The organism is Psychrobacter muriicola 2pS, from assembly GCF_904846535.1.
Lineage (GTDB): Bacteria > Pseudomonadota > Gammaproteobacteria > Pseudomonadales > Moraxellaceae > Psychrobacter > Psychrobacter aquimaris.
The window spans coordinates 1-18265 of the sequence record NZ_CAJHBC010000013.1 but is presented as its reverse complement, the minus strand read 5'-3'; the positions used below and the strand labels follow the sequence as shown (position 1 = coordinate 18265).

The window sequence follows — 18265 nt, the reverse complement described above, 5'->3', positions numbered from 1 at the left end:
AGAGAGGGAATATTTTTAACGAAATGCCCGTCTAGTGCTTGACTACCAGTGTATCCTTGCGATAATAATGTTAGACAAGTCATAACTTGTTTATTTTCATCTGATTTTTCACTCTTACTGACCAAAATGGTCGTCATCTACTGAGTCGTTTGTGTCCATATTGAATAATAAGCCAAAAAATACGCCGAATACTAAGCAAGATTCTAAAATAGACCCTTCTTTAGCCACTGTTAATGCTGCGTCAGCGGTTGAGCTGCCTGCTGCAAAAAACGATTTTATGGTAGAGAATGATTCTGCTAATCAGCCGCCTCAAGAGTCTGTCACTGATAAAAACACCTCTGATGAATTGAGCTTTGTCCATGATGCGGTGCTGTTGCAAGAAACCGTCGCGGCAGTGCTAGGCGTTAAATCACTGCCTAAGCAAACAGACGATTGCCAAAATAGCTTGCAGATGAGAGGCATCTACGTCGATGCTACCTTTGGGCGTGGTGGTCATAGTCGATTATTATTAAGCCAGCTGGCTGATGACGCAACCTTGATTGTTTTTGATAAAGATCCAACCGCCATTAGCGTTGCTCGCGAATTGGCAAATACCGATAGTCGCGTAAAAGTGGTGCATGATAGTTTTGCGACGTTGACAGATAGTCTAGCCGCAATGGGTATCATGCAAGTTGATGGCTTAATGGCAGATTTGGGTATCTCATCGCCGCAAATTGATGATGGTAGCCGTGGTTTTAGTTTTATGCGCGACGGTGCGGTCGATATGCGTATGGATACCAGCCGTGGGCAGTCGGTCGCTGAATGGCTAGAAAAAGTCGACGATGAAACTTTGGCCAATGTGCTTTATGAGTTTGGCGAAGAGCGTCACAGTCGCCGTATCGCTCGTGCTATTAAGCAGATGGAAAGTTACGACTCTACTTTAGCGTTAGCTGAAGTGATTAAAGTAGCACATCCTAATTGGCAGCGCGGTAAACATCCAGCGACTCAGAGTTTTCAGGCGATGCGCATTTTTATTAATAATGAGCTGGGCGATGTCGATGACTTTTTAGAACAAAGTATTCCGATCTTGAAAGCAGGCGGGCAGCTAGCAGTGATTAGTTTTCACTCGTTAGAAGATCGCCGTATCAAGCAGTTTTTGCAGCGTCATAGTAAAGGGCAATATCCAGAAGATGAGAATTTGCCGATGCCGCCGAAGCGTCCGCGTTATTTTAGTAAGCCTAAACGTGTGGGTCCCAGTAAAGCTGAAACCAGTCAAAATCCACGCGCGCGTAGCGCTTGGTTACGCATGGCGACTCGTACCGATACTGACTACTTATCCAGCGTTGAGCAATAACACACAGGTAGTAGCATGATGTTATCGAGAAGGTGTTTGGCTGGGTTACTGGTGGTTGGTTGCTAGCGATTAGGTAGGATAGAAAGTCTTAATACTTACGCGGCTGTTAAAAATCTGTAAACATTATCTGCTAGGCTCGGCTGTTCCTTTTTCGTTTGGTTTTACTTTATTGATGGTTCTGTGCAAAGCGTCTTACTGCTCTAAAACAGTTGCCAATTTTCATACTTGAAGTCCACTTTTTGAGATCGTCATGGCAATATCTGACAAACCTGCAAACCGTCGCGCTACAATGCCAAATAATACCGATATCGGCGAGCTATTCGTGCGCCGATTTAATGTGGTTAGTATCTATGTAGTGGTGCTATTGCTGCTAGCAGTGGCGATTGTATGGAGCGGTATCAAAACAGCCGAAGGCATTCAGCAATATCATCAGGATTATAAAACCTTGCAAGACATGAAAAAACAAGAGCGTAATCTGCAAGTTGAACATCAGCGTCTGCTTATCGAACAGCAGACCTTTAGTGCGACACCGCAAATTGCCAGCCGTGCGGTGGCTGAACTGGGTATGTTTTCACCGACGTTAAAAGATAAGCTCATTATCCAGCCAGGTGTTGCCACAGCGCAGGTGCCAGTCATCGATACTGACTCAGATGAGGATAAGTCTGACGTTATCGAACCACGGGCTTCCACAGATTTATCGCCTGATGCTCCTATCACCGAAGCCACGGTAGCGGAGGCAGGACAATGAGTGACAAAAAATCCAACGCCAATAGTGGTAAAACAACCGCAAAAAATGCGAGTAAAAAGCCAGCCAGCGGCAAGGTTACCAAGCCCTTACGTCCTGCCAGTGCAGCCAAATCGGGAAAAACGAGCAGTAAGCCTGAAGGTCAACCATCTGGTAACCGCAAAGCCAAGTTATTTGGTCGTTTGAAAAAGAATGAAGAACAAGGCGCTTATACCAGTGTCAAAAACCTGAAAAATAAAAGAGGGTTTTTAGGTAAAGCGTCTGGCGCTTCCTCTCGCGGTGGTTTTGAGCAAGATAAAAACCGTTTCCGTACTATTTGGTTCATTGCCTTGGTTGTCTTGGGTTTGCTGATATCCCGTGCTTATTATTTACAAGTCGCCAATGCTCAGTTTTATCAAGACAAAGGCGATGAGCTCATCACCAGCGTGCGCACGCAAAAATCCTATCGTGGCATGATTACCGATCGCAACAATTTGCCACTTGCAGTCAGTGCACCACTGGCGACAGTCTCCTTCAGTCCGCATGATTACGCGCGCGAATATTACGAGCTTAAGCGTATTATTATCACCAATCCTGAGAGCCCGCAACTGGTTGCGCGGATGCAAAAGCGTTTGGATAATATGGATCTGACCACGCTTGCGGCTGCTGCGAATATTTCGGTCACTGAGCTAAAAAAAGTCACTGCTATCGATGATAGTGTCGATGTGACCAATGAAGCAGCGGTTAAAGCGGCGCTACCGTCGGGTGCAGGCTCGCATTATCTGCCGCTACTGAATAAAGTAACGCCCGAGATTGCCCAAAGTGTCAGCACCCTTGATTTTCCTGGCGTCTATGAAAAAAACTTCTTCCAGCGCTATTACCCGCAGCCGCAACCAAACTCGCAACTATTGGGCTTTATGGGACAAAATGTCAGCGATCCTGAAGGTGGCTACGAAGGGCGTGCTGGTATCGAACGTCAGTATGAAACTGAGCTGGCAGGTGACGATGGTAAAGTGTTGGTGCTAAAAGATGCCAAACAAAATAGTTTAAAAGAAATTAAACAGATTGAGCCAGAAATACCGGGCAAAGATGTCGCACTGACCATTGATTCACGCCTGCAGTATTTACTTTATAAAGAGTTAGAGAAAGCAGGGCGTTTGCAAAAAGCACGCTGGTCGACGGGGATGATTGTTGATGTGCAAACCGGTGAGGTGCTTGCCTTATCAACATGGCCATCATTTAACTCCAATAATCTGAATGAGATGACGGGTGAAAACCAACGTAACCGTGCGCTGCTTGATGTCTTTGAACCCGGTTCGGTGATGAAACCATTTACCGTTGCCGCCGCTTTAGATTCAGGCAAGTACACGGCCACCTCTCTAATCGATACCAATCCTGGCTCTATCCGCGTCCGTGGCTATACCATTCGCGATCATAACAATCTAGGTATGATTAATATGGGCACGCTGCTGCAGAAGTCTAGTAACGTCGCCTCCACCAAGATTGCGTTGTCGCTACCGCCTGATGCGATTACCAATATGCAAAAGCAATTTGGTTTTGGTTCAAAGACACCGCTACAGTTTCCAGGGGAAGGTAGTGGGCTGGTCGTCACGCCAAAAGAAAAAGAAACTTCAAGACGTGCAACGGTCAGTTATGGCTATGGTCTACAGGTAACACTGGCTCAGGTCGCTCAGGCTTATTCGGCGCTAGCGGCAGGCGGTGTGATGCATCCATTGACCCTCATTAAAGATGACAAGCCGGAGCCAAGCAAGCGTATCATGGCACACGAGCAGGCGATGTCTATCGTACAAATGATGGAAAGTGTCACCGAGCAGGGTGGTACTGCTAAAGGTGCGGCGATTGATGGTTATCGCGTCGCTGGTAAAACAGGGACGTCGCGTCGTATCAATCCAAAAGGTGGCTACTATACTGACCAATACCGCAACGTTTTTGCTGGTATGGCACCAGCATCTAACCCAAAATTAGTGGGTGTGATGTTGATCGAAGACCCACGTGCGCAGATTTATGCTGGTTTAACGGTAGCTCCGGTCTTTCATAACGTTATGAAAGAGGCGCTGCGTTTATACAATGTACCGTTAGATAAACCGTTAAAAACGGAAGACCAATAGCCACAGAAGTAAGTTTTTTAAATGTTCAGCTCTTAACTATTTGATGTGTTTTAACCGTTTAGGATTTGCCAATGACTCTGTCACCCTCGTCGCCAAGCAGCACCCCAGTCACCTTGCAACAGCTGGTTGAATCCAGTAGCAGCAATAGGCATGGTGCAGGTATAGAGCAGGTATTGCAAAAACTATCGACTCAGAAGGCATTGACTGAGAGTGATTCCAAGCAAGTGAATTCGGTTGCCAATATCCCATTCCAGCAGTTTCGTTTAGACAGTCGTCAGCTAGAGCCGAACGATGTGTTTGTGTTATTAAAAAGCCACATACCAAACTGTCAAAAAAGTCGTGACAACCTTTATCAAGCCGCTGAAAATGCGGCTTTCATCCTATCAGAAATAGATCCTACGGCTTTGCTTAGTGTCACTAGCGTGTCAAATCATGCCGATATCACCTTACCAAATGATAGTACTTCTAAAGCGCAGCAGCATTTAGCAGCACTGCCTTGCCCCGTTTTATACGTGCCCAATATTCGTGATTTTTTAGGGACGCTCATTCAAGCACGTTTGCAATATCAGCAGCCTGTGACCTTGCCAAAGGTGGTCGCGGTGACGGGTACCAATGGCAAAACCACCATCAGTCAATTGGTGGCGCAATTGACGCAGCTGACTGGCATGAGCAGCGCGGTCATGGGCACAGCAGGTAATGGCAGGCTTGGTGCTTTGGTGCAAGCCAGCCATACCACGGGCGACGCCCTAGCGGTACAGCAATTTTTATATCAAATGGGTACAGAGAATGCTCAGTTATTGGCATTGGAAGCCAGCTCGCATGGTTTGGATCAGCAGCGTTTACAAGGTATGCCCGTGTCGGTGGCGATTTATACCAACTTAAGCCGTGACCACTTAGACTATCATGCTGATATGGCAGAGTATGCGGCAGCAAAAGCTAGACTGTTTGATAAAGCACATTTTCCAGCGTTGACCCACGCCATCATCAATATCGATGATGAACATTCCCAGATTATGTTAGATACGGCAAACGCTAGTGATTTAACGGTATGGACCTACAGTCTAGAACCATCAAAATCTGCGACCTTTGTTGCGGCTGAAATCAAGCCAAGCTTACAAGGTGTCGAGATTACGCTACGGACTGATTTTGGCAATACTGATGCTGGTAATACTGATTTTAAAAATAAAGAAACCAATAGCATCACTATCGTCAGCCCATTATTGGGGCGCTTTAATGTTGCCAATTTGCTTGCCGCTATGGCCGCTGCTGTCGCCTTAGGAATTAGCCTTGAGCGTATTGCCGCCGTCGTGCCGCAGCTACAAGGTGCAGTTGGACGTATGCAGCGTGTGCCATCCAATGATGGCTGCTTTATCGTTGATTACGCGCATACGCCAGATGCTTTAAGCCAAGTGCTTGCCAGTCTAAAAACCCATTGTAAGGGACAGCTGTGGGCAGTGTTTGGTTGTGGTGGCGACCGTGATGCGGGTAAACGTCCTTTGATGGCGCAAGCAGGATTGGCAGGCGCAGATCAAGTTATCTTAACGGCAGATAATCCGCGCACCGAAGACCCCAATGTGATTTTGCAGGATATGCAAGTGGGCATGACGAGCGAGCAGTATCAGCGTACCCATATCGAACCTGCACGGCAAACAGCGATTGAATACGCAGTCAATCACGCAGCAGCTGATGATATCGTCGTTATCGCTGGCAAGGGTCATGAAACCTATCAAGAAATTAACCATGTTCGTTATGATTTTGACGACAGTGTTATTTTACAAAATGCTTTAAGGCAAGCAGGGCGTGTATAGCCTTTATAAATAATTGAGAGCGTTTACAGTTAGTTTTGCATACTGCTTAAGAAGTATTGGTCGTTAACTATAAAAAATAAATAAGTAGTCATCATATATAAGGTAATCATTATGACAGCCGACAACGATAACAGCATTCAGTCGCAAGGGCTGTATGTTTGGCAAGCAGACAATCTGCTCGCGGCAACCGCCGCACTCGATGGGCATTGGCAGTTCGATAAAGAACAGGCAGTATCAAGCAATGACGCAAGCAACTCAATTAGCAGCACTCGCGTCGCTACCGATACCCGTACGATAAAACCTGGTGATATCTTTTTAGCACTAAGCGGTGATAATTTTGATGGTCACGATTATATTGATACTGCTATTGAACAAGGTGCGGTTGCGGCTATTGTCTCTCGTCCCGTTGCTACGGCTGATGCAAATAGCATTCCGCAGTTAGTGGTGAGCGATACCCGTTTAGCGCTAGGGCAATTGGCTGCGTATCGTCGTCAACAGCATCAAAATTTAACCGTCATTGCTATTACTGGCTCTAGCGGTAAGACCACCTGTAAAGAGATGCTCGGCAGTATTTTTGGCAGACTAGCACCGACATTGATTACCCGTGGTAACCTAAACAATGACTTGGGTGTGCCGATGATGCTGCTCGAATTATCCGATCATCATCGCTATGCCATCCTAGAGCTTGGCGCAAATCATATTGGCGAAATTGCTTATACCACAGAGATTGTCCAGCCAGATGTTGCGTGTATCTTAAATATTGGTACGGCGCATTTGGGTGAGTTTGGCAGCCGTGAAGGGATTTGCCAAACCAAGGCGGAGATTTACCACACTTTGAATGATAGCCAATTTGCGATCGTTCCTGATAAAGATGATTTTACCAATCAATTACGCCGTATCGCTGAAAAGCATACATCACACGTGATTGGTTTTGGCAATACCGATGTCAGTGCCAGTCATTTAGATGTTGAGCCTGAGCGTAGTGAATTTAAGCTGCATATCGGCAATCAAGTTCATGATATTAACTTGCCACTAGCGGGCGAGCACAACGTCAATAATGCCTTAGCCGCTGCTGCTTGTGCCCATGCGTTAAATATCGATGTTAGTGATATCGTTGTCGGGCTTGAAAATGCCCGTCCTGCTAAAGGGCGCTTGAACAGTCAATTACTGGGTATGCATCGCTTGATTGATGATACGTATAATGCCAATCCGCATTCGGTGCGAGCGGCAGCTAAAGTATTGGCGGCGCAAACGGGCACGCAAGTGATGGTATTGGGTGATATTGCGGAGCTGGGAGAGGCGGCGGTCAGCGAGCATCAAAGCTTGGGTCGTACGATTGCGACCACCGGTATCAACGTGCTGCTGTGTGTCGGTGAATATGCGCCTTATACCGTGGCGGGTGCGCAAGAGATTTCTGATATCAGTGCCCATGCGTTTACGGATAAAGACAGCTTATTGGCATATTTACAGCCGTATTTGCAAGCGCAACAGGCGCAGCCTTGTACGGTACTGTTCAAAGGTTCTCGTTCCATGCAAATGGAAACCCTTATCAATGCGCTAGTCGAGGAGTAGGCGGTGTTAGTTTGGTTGTTTGGCTGGCTTGGTCAGTATTATACGCCGTTTTCTGCGGTTTCTTCGTTGACGCTACGAGCGTTACTTGCGGTCATTACCGCCCTCGCATTTAGCATGTTTTTTGGCGGGCGTGTGATTCGACGTCTGCGTGCGCTTAAGTATGGTCAGGCGATTCGCAATGATGGTCCGCAATCGCATTTGGCTAAAACTGGTACCCCGACCATGGGTGGGGTGCTGATTTTAAGTGCGATTGGTGTATCCACCTTACTGTGGGCGCGTTTGAGTAATCCGTACGTTTGGATTTTGCTCATCGTCATGATTATCTTTGGCGCGGTTGGCTGGGCAGATGATTGGCTAAAAATTAAGTATAAAGATCCCAAAGGTTTAATCGCCCGCAAGAAGTACTTTTGGCTCTCTATGGGCGCATTATTCGTCGGTGTGTCTTTATATTATATCGCCACCTTGCAACCAGATATCGCGACCACGCGCGAGATGCAGGATTTGCTACTACCGATTTTTAAAGATTGGATGATTCCTTTCTCGGCAGTGCCGTTTGGTATTGGCTTTATTATCTTTACCTACTTTGTGATTAATGGTGCTTCTAACGCTGTCAACTTAACCGATGGCTTGGATGGCTTAGCCATTTTGCCTGTGGTTTTGGTAGCGGCAGGCTTGGGCGCGATGGCTTATGTATCAGGTGATGTACGCTTTGCTGATTACTTGCATGTGCCTTATATTGCCTATAACTCCGAGGTTCTCATTGTCTGTGGTTCGATGATTGGTGCGGGGCTTGGTTTCTTGTGGTTCAACGCCCATCCAGCCCAAGTATTTATGGGTGATGTGGGGGCACTTGCTCTTGGGGCGATGCTCGGTACGATTGCCGTTATGACCCGTCAAGAGATTGCTTTTGCTATTATGGGTGGTCTATTTGTCGCCGAAGCGTTATCGGTCATGTTACAGGTTGGCTCGTATAAGCTGCGTAAAAAGCGCGTCTTTCGGATGGCACCATTGCATCATCACTTTGAAGAAATTGGCTGGAAAGAGACGCAAGTAGTGGCAAGGTTTTGGATTATAGCCATTATTCTTGTCATCCTTGGGCTAATGACCTTAAAACTGCGTTAACACAGCCATATCGCTTGAACATTAATATGAATATCATTTATGCAAAAGCCATCTCACTTTAGTTGAGGTGGCTTTTTTTTGGTTGCTGATAGCTTGTTTTCTGCATTGTTTATCGCGCCTTTTATCACGCAGTAAGCCTGAATTTTGTTAAAATGGCAGCCATATTGCTATGACGTTGAGATACTTGTGAGCTTATTTATTTGTCCCCTTTGCCAATCACCACTACAACCCGCCGCAGATACGTGGCGCTGCGATGGCAGCTTACACCCAAAACAAACGGCTCATCCATTTGATGTGGCGCGTCAGGGTTATGTCAATTTATTACCCGTGCAACAAAAAAAATCCAAAGCACCAGGCGATAGCCAGCAATCAATCGAGGCGCGCAAACGGTTTTTAAATGCCGGACATTATCAGCCATTGCAAACGCTTATTTGCCAAAAAATGAGGGAATTGTTGTCAAAAAATGATTCAGTCACTGAGCCAACAAATGAGCCAATAATTAAAAAGGATAGCAAGGTGGTCAATTGGTTGGATATTGGCTGCGGCGAAGGTTATTACACGCAGGCAATGGCACAGACGGGAATGGATACGCTCATCGCGGCAGATATCAGTAAACCTGCTGTGGTAGAACTTGCGAAAACGAGTAAGGCTTTAGGTCGTCTTTGGTATCAGCAAGCTAAAGACAGTGTTACTAATGAGACAGTTAAGTCAGCAGCCATCTATCCACTTGTTACCAGCGCTGCCCACTTGCCGTTACGCACGCATAGCATAAAGGGTATTAGCAGTATTTTTAGCCCTATCTTGCCAGAAGCGTTCAATGAGGTATTGACTGCAGACGGTTATTTAATCATCGCCAAGCCAGATGTCGGGCATCTAGCGACGATGCGAGAAGCATTATTTGATAGCGTCCGCGAGCATGATTCTGATAAATTTTTGCATGAATTAGCCCCATATTTCACGCTAATGGGTACGGAGCGTGTCAGTACCGAGATGACTTTGTCAGCCGCTGATTTGGCTGATTTGATGACCATGACGCCTTATGCTTATCGCGCGCTTAATGAAAAAAGGCAGGCGCTACTAGACTCGGTCGAAACAGAACCTTTTGCAACGCAAGCTAAGTTTGTCATTTATATTTTGCAGAAGACGGTAGCTGAATAAACCGGCTTCATGTAACTAGTATTTCTTCCATGACACTTAGCTTATTTGCTAAGAGTCGGGTTATAAAATGGGTCCCATGGTAGCGATGATGTTATTCCAGATTTTATAGGACAACGGCCAGTTTTCAACTTGCTCACGAGTGACTTCTTCAGAATCAGCGATATACTGATATTGTCGCTCAACAATGTCTGCTGTAAGCGTTTTATCGCTAAACACAATGTTGTTTTCGTAGTTCAAATCAAAGCTACGCAAGTCTAGATTGGTCGAGCCAATCAGACTGATTTCGCCATCGACAGTCAAAGTTTTGGCGTGTAATAGGCCAGGCTTGTATTCATAAATGCTTACCCCCGCTTCAAGCAGTTGCCAGTAATAACTATGACTGGTAGCAGCCACGACTATTGAATCGTTGTTCTTTGGGAAAATCATGGTTACTTGCACACCGCGATAAGCGGTCGCACATAAAATGCTAACGAGCGAATAATCAGGCACAAAATATGGGGTTGAGATAATGAGGGTTCGCTTCGCCTGCCCAATTAAGGTGCCTAAAAATTGCGGCGTGGTGCCGCGTCGTTGGGTGGGACCATCAGAAAAAACTTGTGCAGCAAAGCCTTTTGGTGGCGGTGTTATTGGTAAGGTCTCATCAGCCTCTGCCTGAGATGATTTTTGTTGTTCTGGTTGAGGGTTGATAAAATAAGGAAAGCTATCGAGCGGCGTATGGGGATTTTCAGTCAGCCAATCACTGGCAAACAACATCTGATTTTGTGCCACAACTGGCCCTTCGACCCGCAGCATAATATCTACCCACGGCGCAAATTTTGGCTTTACACGAAACTCAGGATCGGCGCAGTTGCGACTGCCATTGTAGCTGATTTTGCCATCAATGACCGTAATCTTGCGGTGATTTCGCAAGTCGATTCGGCTAAACATGAGTACCTTTAAAATAGGAGTAATCGGTAGGGCAACACTGACTTGTACGCCAGCTTCCTTCATTTCCTGCCATATCTTTGAGCTGACCATTTTCCGTGAGCCCAAACCGTCGACCATCGCTCGGCAGGTGACGCCGCGCCGTGCTGCCCGCATGAGCGCTTGGGCAGTATCAAGTCCCATACCATCGATCAGCCAAATATAGTACAGCACATGGATATGATCGGTCGCTGCATCAAAGTCGGCAATCATACGTTTACGAGTCTCAGCTGCATCTGCCATCAGCTCTGCACGATTTCCCACCGTTGTATGATAGCCAGTCGCATTTGCAGCGTAGGCAAAGGCCGCTTGGTATTCAGGTTTGATATTCTCCAACAAAGCTGTCTCATGACCAAGCACATCAGGACTATGTGCCGCCAGTTTATTGATGATCTGCTTACGTTCGCGCTTAAAGTTACCCTCCAGATGCACCTCACCAAACATCCAATAAACCACCACTCCCAAATAAGGTAAAATAAACAAGATGACGATCCAGGCTAGCCTAGCAGGTGAAGTCAGATCATGGCGAGCGAGCACTCGCAACGAGATCAGTATCAGCAGCATAAAATGAATGATTAAAAATATATTCAAAAGCATAGTGCCTCCCGTCCTTGTTGTTTTTATTTATAGTATTTATCAGCGATTCTTATTGATTATAGCGCACTGTAAAACTCCCACTGTTTTGATTGGTAAAAGCAGTAATGAGGTAAGGTTAGCAGTTATGGTATTTAGGAGTAAGCTTGTTCAAGCTCATGAAGATATATGTCGCCATTAATATTCTCCTAACAGCCAACCACTGACAAAGGCAAAATATTCGCGAAACCAAGCATTGTAACGAGTGGATAAAGGCGTGGGACTGGCGATGGTGAGCGGTTGTGTATAGCCCTGATGGCGCGCAATGCTGGCTGCGCGAATACTATGAAAATCACTGGTAACGATGGCGATAGGATCAGTGATAGAAAGCCCTTTTGCTTCCAACAATGCTCGGCTGTTAGCGAGGTTTTCCTCTGTACTGGTACTTTTGCCTTCTTGTAAGATGCATTTGAATGCCACGCCATGTACCTCATGCAAATACGTGGCCATAATGTCGGCTTCGCTACGTGTACGCTGAAAACCAACGCCACCACTGGTTATTACCAAAGCATTGGGTTGCGTCTTGATAAGGGGCACGGCGGTGTCCAAGCGCTTGGCGAGAGTCGGTGTTGGCTTACCTGCAACCGTGCCCGAGCCTAATACAATGATAGCAGCGACTGCAGGTACAGATTTAGTGCTCTGTTTAATCTGCTGCTGTAAGACGTAAGTAAAGATGCTAAAGCTGACTAGCCAAATGAAAAATACCATCCATAGCCCAGACCAAAAGTAAACTAACCAACGATATTGATGGATGAACGCTATTACTTTATGCCAAAAAATGCCATGGATGACAAACACTATCCCCAATAAAAACGGTACGACAGAGCCAAAATTTACCTTACCAAATGCCATTAAAATGGCACAGTCGACGATAATAACGCTGCCAATAGTGATCAATAAAACTCGCCCTAATAGAATGAGTTCTTTGGGAACAGCTATACAATTATTTAAAGGCAATATATTCACTGAATCTTCTACGATGCTATTGTTTTAGACGATATATAGGTTATGACAAAAGACTGGTTCATGCCATGATAATGTACCCTGTTTTGAGATAACGTTTTATTGTTGTTACTCGCAGAGATAAGTCGATAGCAGGTCAATACGGAGCTTTGGAAGATAGGTTGAGATGATTAATAATTGGAGAGATGGTTTTATAGAGTGAATGTAAATTTAAGGAGATTTTTATGGCTGTCAAATAAAGAGCCAAAATTATCTTTATATTTCAATTATGTATATTGATATCACCATTCATCGATATAAAGACACCGCTCATCTGTTAGATTCTGATTTGTCATATCTACCCTAAGTAAATATTTTTACTGTGATACACAATTGTTACGGTAGTATACAATTTTTATTATTATAAATAATTTTTATTGTGGTAAAGTTTTTTTATTAGGTAATGAGAAGCTTGTCTTATGTGAATAGTATCAGCTTATACGCTACTCGATTCTTCTTGTTTTTTACTAAACTTCTAAAGAATTATTCTAGTTGATATCAAAAATACATCAGTTTTAATTAAAGGGTTCAAATTATGAATATGTTCTCAAAAATTGCGTTAACTGGTCTGGCTTTGTCATTATCTTCATTTGCATCAGCAGCAGTTAGTGGCAGTACTGACTTTCGAGTAATTCTACCTGAAGTTTTAGTGCTCTATCACTGGGATGATGTTGTATTGAATTTGACCGCTGACAGTATTGCTCAGAATGATAGTACGCTTACTCGAACAGGAACTGCTGAACTAGGAACTACTACGGTTACGGCTACAATTGATAGTCCTGCTATAAATACTGATGCTAATATGTTTTCAACTTCAATAAGAGTCACCTTGAAAGATGCTTGGGCAGTACGTAATTTATCTAATACGAATGGTGTTCAGCTTGAATTAACCAATCCTAATCCTAGGCTTATAAGTACCATCGATCCAACATCTTCTCTTACTACCAGTGGCGCTATTTTAGAGTCTACCAGCGATAAGGTTACTGGTAGTAATACGGCCGCGACTTTAAATATTCTTTCTGGTTGGGCTCCCGTAACAGGCGACATCGTTTTTGATTTAGATTTATCTAACGCTAATAGCGCTGGCGAATATAATACCCGTGGCGCTAGCGGGACATCTGGTGCTGGCGATGTCGGTTCTCAATCTACTGATAGCTTCTTGTTAACCCTGACTAGTGCTGCAGCACCATAATTATATGAAGTAGAATTTAGTTAATATCGATTTTAGCTAAACGGTGATACGAACATACCAGCTAAAATTGCTGGTATTTTTATATCATACTTTCAACCGTAAGCATCTTCAGTCACTTGCTGTCTTTATTAACATAGTGTCTAGCCAGCAATCTAATATAATAAGGTAAACATATGACATCCTCTCTCAATGGTAGCCAAAAATTAAGTAAGCTAGCCCCTGGTCTTTCAGTCGCTGCTTTAACAACTATAGTCATGTTCTCCTATCCTGCCCAAGCTGAACTGATCATAAATAACTCTATAGATGATGGAGGACAAGTTCAGATGGTGATTAGTGAGGCTAGCCAGGACGGGCTACCACCTGCACAATTAGGCATTCAACCATCTGTAGTGGATGAGATGGTATCTTTAACCCAACGCAAAAATCTAGCCAAGCTCAACCAATCTTTCACGTTATACAATTATGGTACTAAGCCTAAAGTCATTAAGTTAAGCTTGATAGATGTCGATGAAGCAGGGAAACCAATCGAGCCTAGTGAGAGTACGCTCAAACCATGGACATTGATTAACCCTACACAGTTTACTATTGCACCAGGCGGCTATCAGACGGTACGTATGTCCATACGCTTGCCAACGGGATTTGTTGAAGGTAAACGCCATTCTATATTGTCAATTGAGCAGCAAATTGATCATGCTGTTACTTACAATACGGATGGTAGAGGAGCCACCTTAGAGATAGGTTCTCGTTATGGTCTACCTATTACTATTGATGTTCAGTAAGCCTAAAGTATGTTTAGTAACTTTGGTGTCTTTACCTTGCGTCATTGCTTATTGTCCGTCAGCGTTTGCAGAAATGCAAAATATCGCTGCCAACTCGATAGCCCCTGTCTCATCTGTTACAGGGGCTATTAAAACTAATAGAGTGTTAGAGCCTACTTTGGTAGGTGTCTTAGTTAACGGACAAGAGCAGGGCAGTATTGATGCTCTTCATGAGTCAGGATCTGACTTTGAGAGTGATACCCAAAATAGTCATTATCTTTTATCTATCGATGACTTAATTAAATTAACTAATGTCAGTTTCGTACCTATTGGTAGGCAAAATACTAATAGGCTTAACGGAGCTAATCCGACAGGTGGCTATGCTGTCAGCACCCCGATTGGTGATGTGCAGCTTTCTGCTAATGAAGTCGTTTCTTACCAAGGGCAGAATTATATTGCACTTGATGTATTAAAAAAACTGGGTATTACCGCAGAGTATAGCCAGCCAGATTTAGCTATCATTTTAAACATGGGCTGGCGTCCATCAAAAGACACCCCTTCACTAAAAGATAATAACGTTAAAGAAGCTTTACCCATTGACTACTATCCTAGCCGAGCAGGTTTGCTTGGATTATCATTTGACACTAGGTTAAGTGCTAGCGAAAGCAATAACAGTCAAAACAACGAGACGTCTACTAGCCATCAAATGTATGCTGATATTGGTGCTTATGGTTATGCGCTAGGTGGTGTATGGGGTGTCAATGCTAGAGGATATGATAGTAATAATGAGTACAGAGATAGTGGCCAAGACGGATCAGGTAACAACGATAGCTTTCGTCGAACTGTTTTAGACGGCTTTACCTATTTGCCCTCAGAATGGGATGACTGGGAAATAGATAACTTGTATTGGGCAAAATCTGGAGAGCACTTAGCCACACGCCTTGGTATTAATCAACCTAACTCCCTAGGTCAGGGAGCACAGACGTCAGGTTCTGAATTTACTGGCGCCATGTTTGCCTATAGTAATCGTAATATCGCACGGCATCTATCTTATTTTGATGAAGACAGTCGTAGCTTATTACAAAATACTAGCCAAGATTATCAGCATCTGACGGGTATTGGCGAGGCTGGTGGCGTAGCAGAACTGCGTATCAATGGTCGTCCTATTGCTCGAGTACAAATTGGATTGGATGGGCGTTACGAGTTTTTAAACCTCGATGTTAGCCAACTATCATTAACAGATAACTTGGTTGAAGTGGCAATTTATGCCTATCCATTATCCCGCCAACCACTTGAAATTCGTCCTATTTTACTTGGTAAACGTCGTACCAATGCCGCGACTAATGAACTGATAGTAGAAGCCGGTATAGGCCGCACAGGCAATCTAATTAATAGCGATACTAGAAGACGTTCAAACAATAATGACAGGGGTGATACTGCCGCACATCTATATACCGAATATGGTGTCAATAATCGCTTGGCAGTACGTGGCGGCGTCAATAGTAACATACAAAATATTCAAGAAGACAATGACTCACTCTCGTGGCATGCTGGGGCAAATTATAGCCTCTCGCCTTATAGTAATGCTGACATTAGCTACGCCAATACACCAACCCAAGATTTTTGGCAGGCTCAATTAGAGTACCAGCGCAAAAAGCTATGGGCAAACTATCAGTATCAAGCTCGTCAGTATGACAACGCTGGATTAAATACTTTCTTACCAAACAACAGTGAAAAAGCGCGATTGAATGATCAACGTCATCAGTTACTTATCAACTATAGCCCGAGTGATAGAACTAATATTAGTTTCAATCAATATTATGATGATATGTCTGCTAAGACAACGGATACAGATGACTACTACACTTACACTAGTGTTAATCATAGGTTTAATGAAGCATTAAATGGCAGTGCTAACTGGAGCAGTGGAGACAATCATTATGGCTATAATTTCATATGGCAGGACGCTTATAGACCTATCACACATGATAAGGCGGTTGACATTGGTAGAACGCGTAGCACTATAGGATTGTCTGGTGATAATGATAGCGACACACTATCGCTACGACGTCAGCTTGATAATAGTACTAGTTTGGGGCAGTCCATTAGTCGTTTGCACAGAAATAACGATATCTTGTATCGAGGTGATGTCAGTTACCGCTTTGACACAAGTAGTATAGGTGGGAATTCGATAGACAGTTCAATCAATGCAGGTTATAGCTTATATGATAGTCAGGTTGGTTGGTTGTTGGACTGGCAGCTGAATACTCGTAAAGGTATAAACTTTGGCTTAGGTTATAAACATCGTTATGTAGATTCAATATCTAGCAATCGCTATCTTGACTTAATAAATGACGGTTCATTTATTGATGATTACCAGTTACCGGCTTGGACACAGAATAACTATCTATATGCTAGGTTATCATTTGATATGTTTAAAGCACCCAGACAAAGATTACAATTTGGTGACATTCCACTTCAGCGCGACGGTAGCGTCATAGTGGATATCGAATATCAGGCTGACACCCCTATAGATTATGAAAACATACGCTTTGAGCTTGACAATCAAGAAGTAGAAGCTAGCTTGCTAGGGAGTCAGGCAACGCAGAGTCAGTACTTAATCAGCAATATCAAAGCCGGCGATTATACGCTGACCATGGATAGCGAAAACTTACCTTTAGAATATAGCACTGGCAAGCTACAGACACCGCGCATACGGGTCAGCAATTATACACCTACCTCAGTGCCTATACAGCTACAGAAGTCTTATGGTGTATCAGGTAGGCTTGCTGATGCTAAAGAAGGGGTTGTAATTGATATCTATCGGGGCGATGCACTGATACAAAGCATCACTACAGGCAGTTATGGTTACTTTCAGGCTTTTGGTTTGACTCCAAGTACTTATATATTGAAGGCTCAAGGCTATAAAGATCAGTTTGTAGACATTACTAATGACTTTGTGATGCGAATTGTTTTAAACCCAATAAAGGATACAGTGTCACAATAAGTTTAGTTTCCAATTTTAATAGCGAGTTGTTAATAGTGTTTTAAATAATATAACGTCAAATGAGAGGTTTTTATGTCTAAAATATCTGCAACTGCTTATTACCATAAATTTTTGTTAAAAATTGGTTTAACAGCAATGGCTGGCTTAATTGGACAAACAGCATTAGCAGCGTGTCCTGATACTGAAGGTATAAATATTACAGACGCTGCTAATCGTGTTGGTACAGCTGATGGCAGCTCAATATATTTCTGTAAGCAAATCTTCCCAAACAGTAGTTTAAATTTCGCACCAACTGAAAGACAGCTACTTAATGGGGGTAGTCAAGCCATCTCTAGAGGCAATACCATTCAGAGTTTCCCTCTAAGCAATCGTGCTGATCTAATGGGTTTCAATGTGGCTAACTTAGCGTTTAATCAATTGTCTGCAAATTTCCCCAATACAAATGGCGCTTTTGGGTCGCCAAGCTTATTCAACTTTTATATTCGTTCATCAGATCGAAACGATGATTGCAAGGGCGAATACCAAACCATAAAAAGTTTTTTGAGAAATAATCCTAATGTTTTTCAGCTCAACACTCCATTTTCCTCTATTGCTCAAGATACTACTTCAAATACCAGTCTCGTGAAGATTACAGATGCTAAGTTAAAATCAACCATAAATCCGACAAAAGATTTAACCGCTAATATCGACCTTTACTATGCAAATCCTACTGAAGAACAGTACTTTACTGGTGGTACGATTTTTAATCGTTATCGCGACTGTTGGTTTGGGGTTGGCACTAGAGTAACCCTAAATCCCAATAACAGCGATCTAGAGTATGCAGGAAGCTATAATTTACAAATTGGAGTGTTAACTCAATAACTA

The 18265-nt window shown here is 43.8% G+C and carries 13 protein-coding genes; 11 read left to right on the top strand and 2 right to left on the bottom strand.

The features are described 5' to 3' along the window. The first annotated feature begins 277 nt into the window (after positions 1-277). From rsmH to JMX93_RS13500, 7 genes are all read left to right on the top strand, one after another. Entirely contained in the window at positions 278-1333 is a 1056-nt protein-coding gene (gene rsmH, locus JMX93_RS13530) for a 16S rRNA (cytosine(1402)-N(4))-methyltransferase RsmH (protein ID WP_499205052.1), read from the top strand. A gap of 250 nt (positions 1334-1583) precedes the next feature. Then, complete coding sequence (gene ftsL, locus JMX93_RS13525) at positions 1584-2081, top strand: cell division protein FtsL (RefSeq protein ID WP_496191999.1); 498 nt, start codon at positions 1584-1586, stop codon at positions 2079-2081. Further along, entirely contained in the window at positions 2078-4186 is a 2109-nt protein-coding gene (locus JMX93_RS13520; RefSeq protein ID WP_499205030.1) for a peptidoglycan D,D-transpeptidase FtsI family protein, read from the top strand. Before ftsL ends, JMX93_RS13520 begins: the two co-directional genes overlap by 4 nt. Before the next feature lie 71 nt (positions 4187-4257). After that, complete coding sequence (locus tag JMX93_RS13515; protein WP_499205029.1) at positions 4258-5994, top strand: UDP-N-acetylmuramoyl-L-alanyl-D-glutamate--2,6-diaminopimelate ligase; 1737 nt, start codon at positions 4258-4260, stop codon at positions 5992-5994. A 111-nt stretch (positions 5995-6105) separates the two neighbouring features. Beyond that, positions 6106-7566: a UDP-N-acetylmuramoyl-tripeptide--D-alanyl-D-alanine ligase gene (locus JMX93_RS13510; protein WP_499205028.1), complete on the top strand. Its 1461-nt coding sequence runs from the start codon at positions 6106-6108 to the stop codon at positions 7564-7566. Positions 7567-7569: 3 nt separating this feature from the next. Beyond that, complete coding sequence (mraY, locus tag JMX93_RS13505; protein ID WP_193011750.1) at positions 7570-8688, top strand: phospho-N-acetylmuramoyl-pentapeptide-transferase; 1119 nt, start codon at positions 7570-7572, stop codon at positions 8686-8688. 186 nt (positions 8689-8874) lie between these two features. Next, on the top strand, positions 8875-9846 hold the full coding sequence (locus JMX93_RS13500) for a putative RNA methyltransferase (RefSeq protein ID WP_499205027.1): 972 nt from the start codon (positions 8875-8877) through the stop codon (positions 9844-9846). A 60-nt stretch (positions 9847-9906) separates the two neighbouring features. On the opposite strand, the gene cls is transcribed toward JMX93_RS13500, so the two are convergent. Both cls and JMX93_RS13490 read right to left on the bottom strand, forming a co-directional pair. Further along, positions 9907-11406 carry a cardiolipin synthase gene (gene cls, locus JMX93_RS13495; protein ID WP_499205026.1) on the bottom strand — a complete coding sequence of 500 codons (1500 nt, stop codon included), beginning with the start codon at positions 11404-11406 and terminating at the stop codon, positions 9907-9909. 174 nt (positions 11407-11580) lie between these two features. Then, on the bottom strand, positions 11581-12339 hold the full coding sequence (locus JMX93_RS13490; protein ID WP_499205025.1) for a YdcF family protein: 759 nt from the start codon (positions 12337-12339) through the stop codon (positions 11581-11583). Positions 12340-12979: 640 nt separating this feature from the next. On the opposite strand from JMX93_RS13490, the gene JMX93_RS13485 reads away from it, so the two are divergent. From JMX93_RS13485 to JMX93_RS13470, 4 genes are all read left to right on the top strand, one after another. Further along, positions 12980-13636 (top strand): hypothetical protein, encoded by a 657-nt coding sequence (locus JMX93_RS13485; protein WP_499205024.1) that lies wholly within the window; start codon positions 12980-12982, stop codon positions 13634-13636. 173 nt (positions 13637-13809) lie between these two features. Then, on the top strand, positions 13810-14415 hold the full coding sequence (locus tag JMX93_RS13480; RefSeq protein ID WP_499205023.1) for a hypothetical protein: 606 nt from the start codon (positions 13810-13812) through the stop codon (positions 14413-14415). Next, positions 14384-17401, top strand: a complete 3018-nt coding sequence (locus JMX93_RS13475) for a hypothetical protein (RefSeq protein WP_499205022.1) — start codon at positions 14384-14386, stop codon at positions 17399-17401. Before JMX93_RS13480 ends, JMX93_RS13475 begins: the two co-directional genes overlap by 32 nt. A 72-nt stretch (positions 17402-17473) precedes the next feature. Then, entirely contained in the window at positions 17474-18262 is a 789-nt protein-coding gene (locus JMX93_RS13470) for a hypothetical protein (RefSeq protein ID WP_499205021.1), read from the top strand. Positions 18263-18265: the final 3 nt, after the last annotated feature.

Coding starts and splice junctions, on each gene's coding strand:
- rsmH (WP_499205052.1), top strand. CDS start 278: ATGGTAGAGAATGATTCTGCTAATCAGCCGCCTCAAGAGTCTGTCACT.
- ftsL (WP_496191999.1), top strand. CDS start 1,584: ATGGCAATATCTGACAAACCTGCAAACCGTCGCGCTACAATGCCAAAT.
- JMX93_RS13520 (WP_499205030.1), top strand. CDS start 2,078: ATGAGTGACAAAAAATCCAACGCCAATAGTGGTAAAACAACCGCAAAA.
- JMX93_RS13515 (WP_499205029.1), top strand. CDS start 4,258: ATGACTCTGTCACCCTCGTCGCCAAGCAGCACCCCAGTCACCTTGCAA.
- JMX93_RS13510 (WP_499205028.1), top strand. CDS start 6,106: ATGACAGCCGACAACGATAACAGCATTCAGTCGCAAGGGCTGTATGTT.
- cls (WP_499205026.1), bottom strand. CDS start 11,406: ATGCTTTTGAATATATTTTTAATCATTCATTTTATGCTGCTGATACTG.
- JMX93_RS13485 (WP_499205024.1), top strand. CDS start 12,980: ATGAATATGTTCTCAAAAATTGCGTTAACTGGTCTGGCTTTGTCATTA.
- JMX93_RS13480 (WP_499205023.1), top strand. CDS start 13,810: ATGACATCCTCTCTCAATGGTAGCCAAAAATTAAGTAAGCTAGCCCCT.
- JMX93_RS13475 (WP_499205022.1), top strand. CDS start 14,384: ATGGTCTACCTATTACTATTGATGTTCAGTAAGCCTAAAGTATGTTTA.
- JMX93_RS13470 (WP_499205021.1), top strand. CDS start 17,474: ATGTCTAAAATATCTGCAACTGCTTATTACCATAAATTTTTGTTAAAA.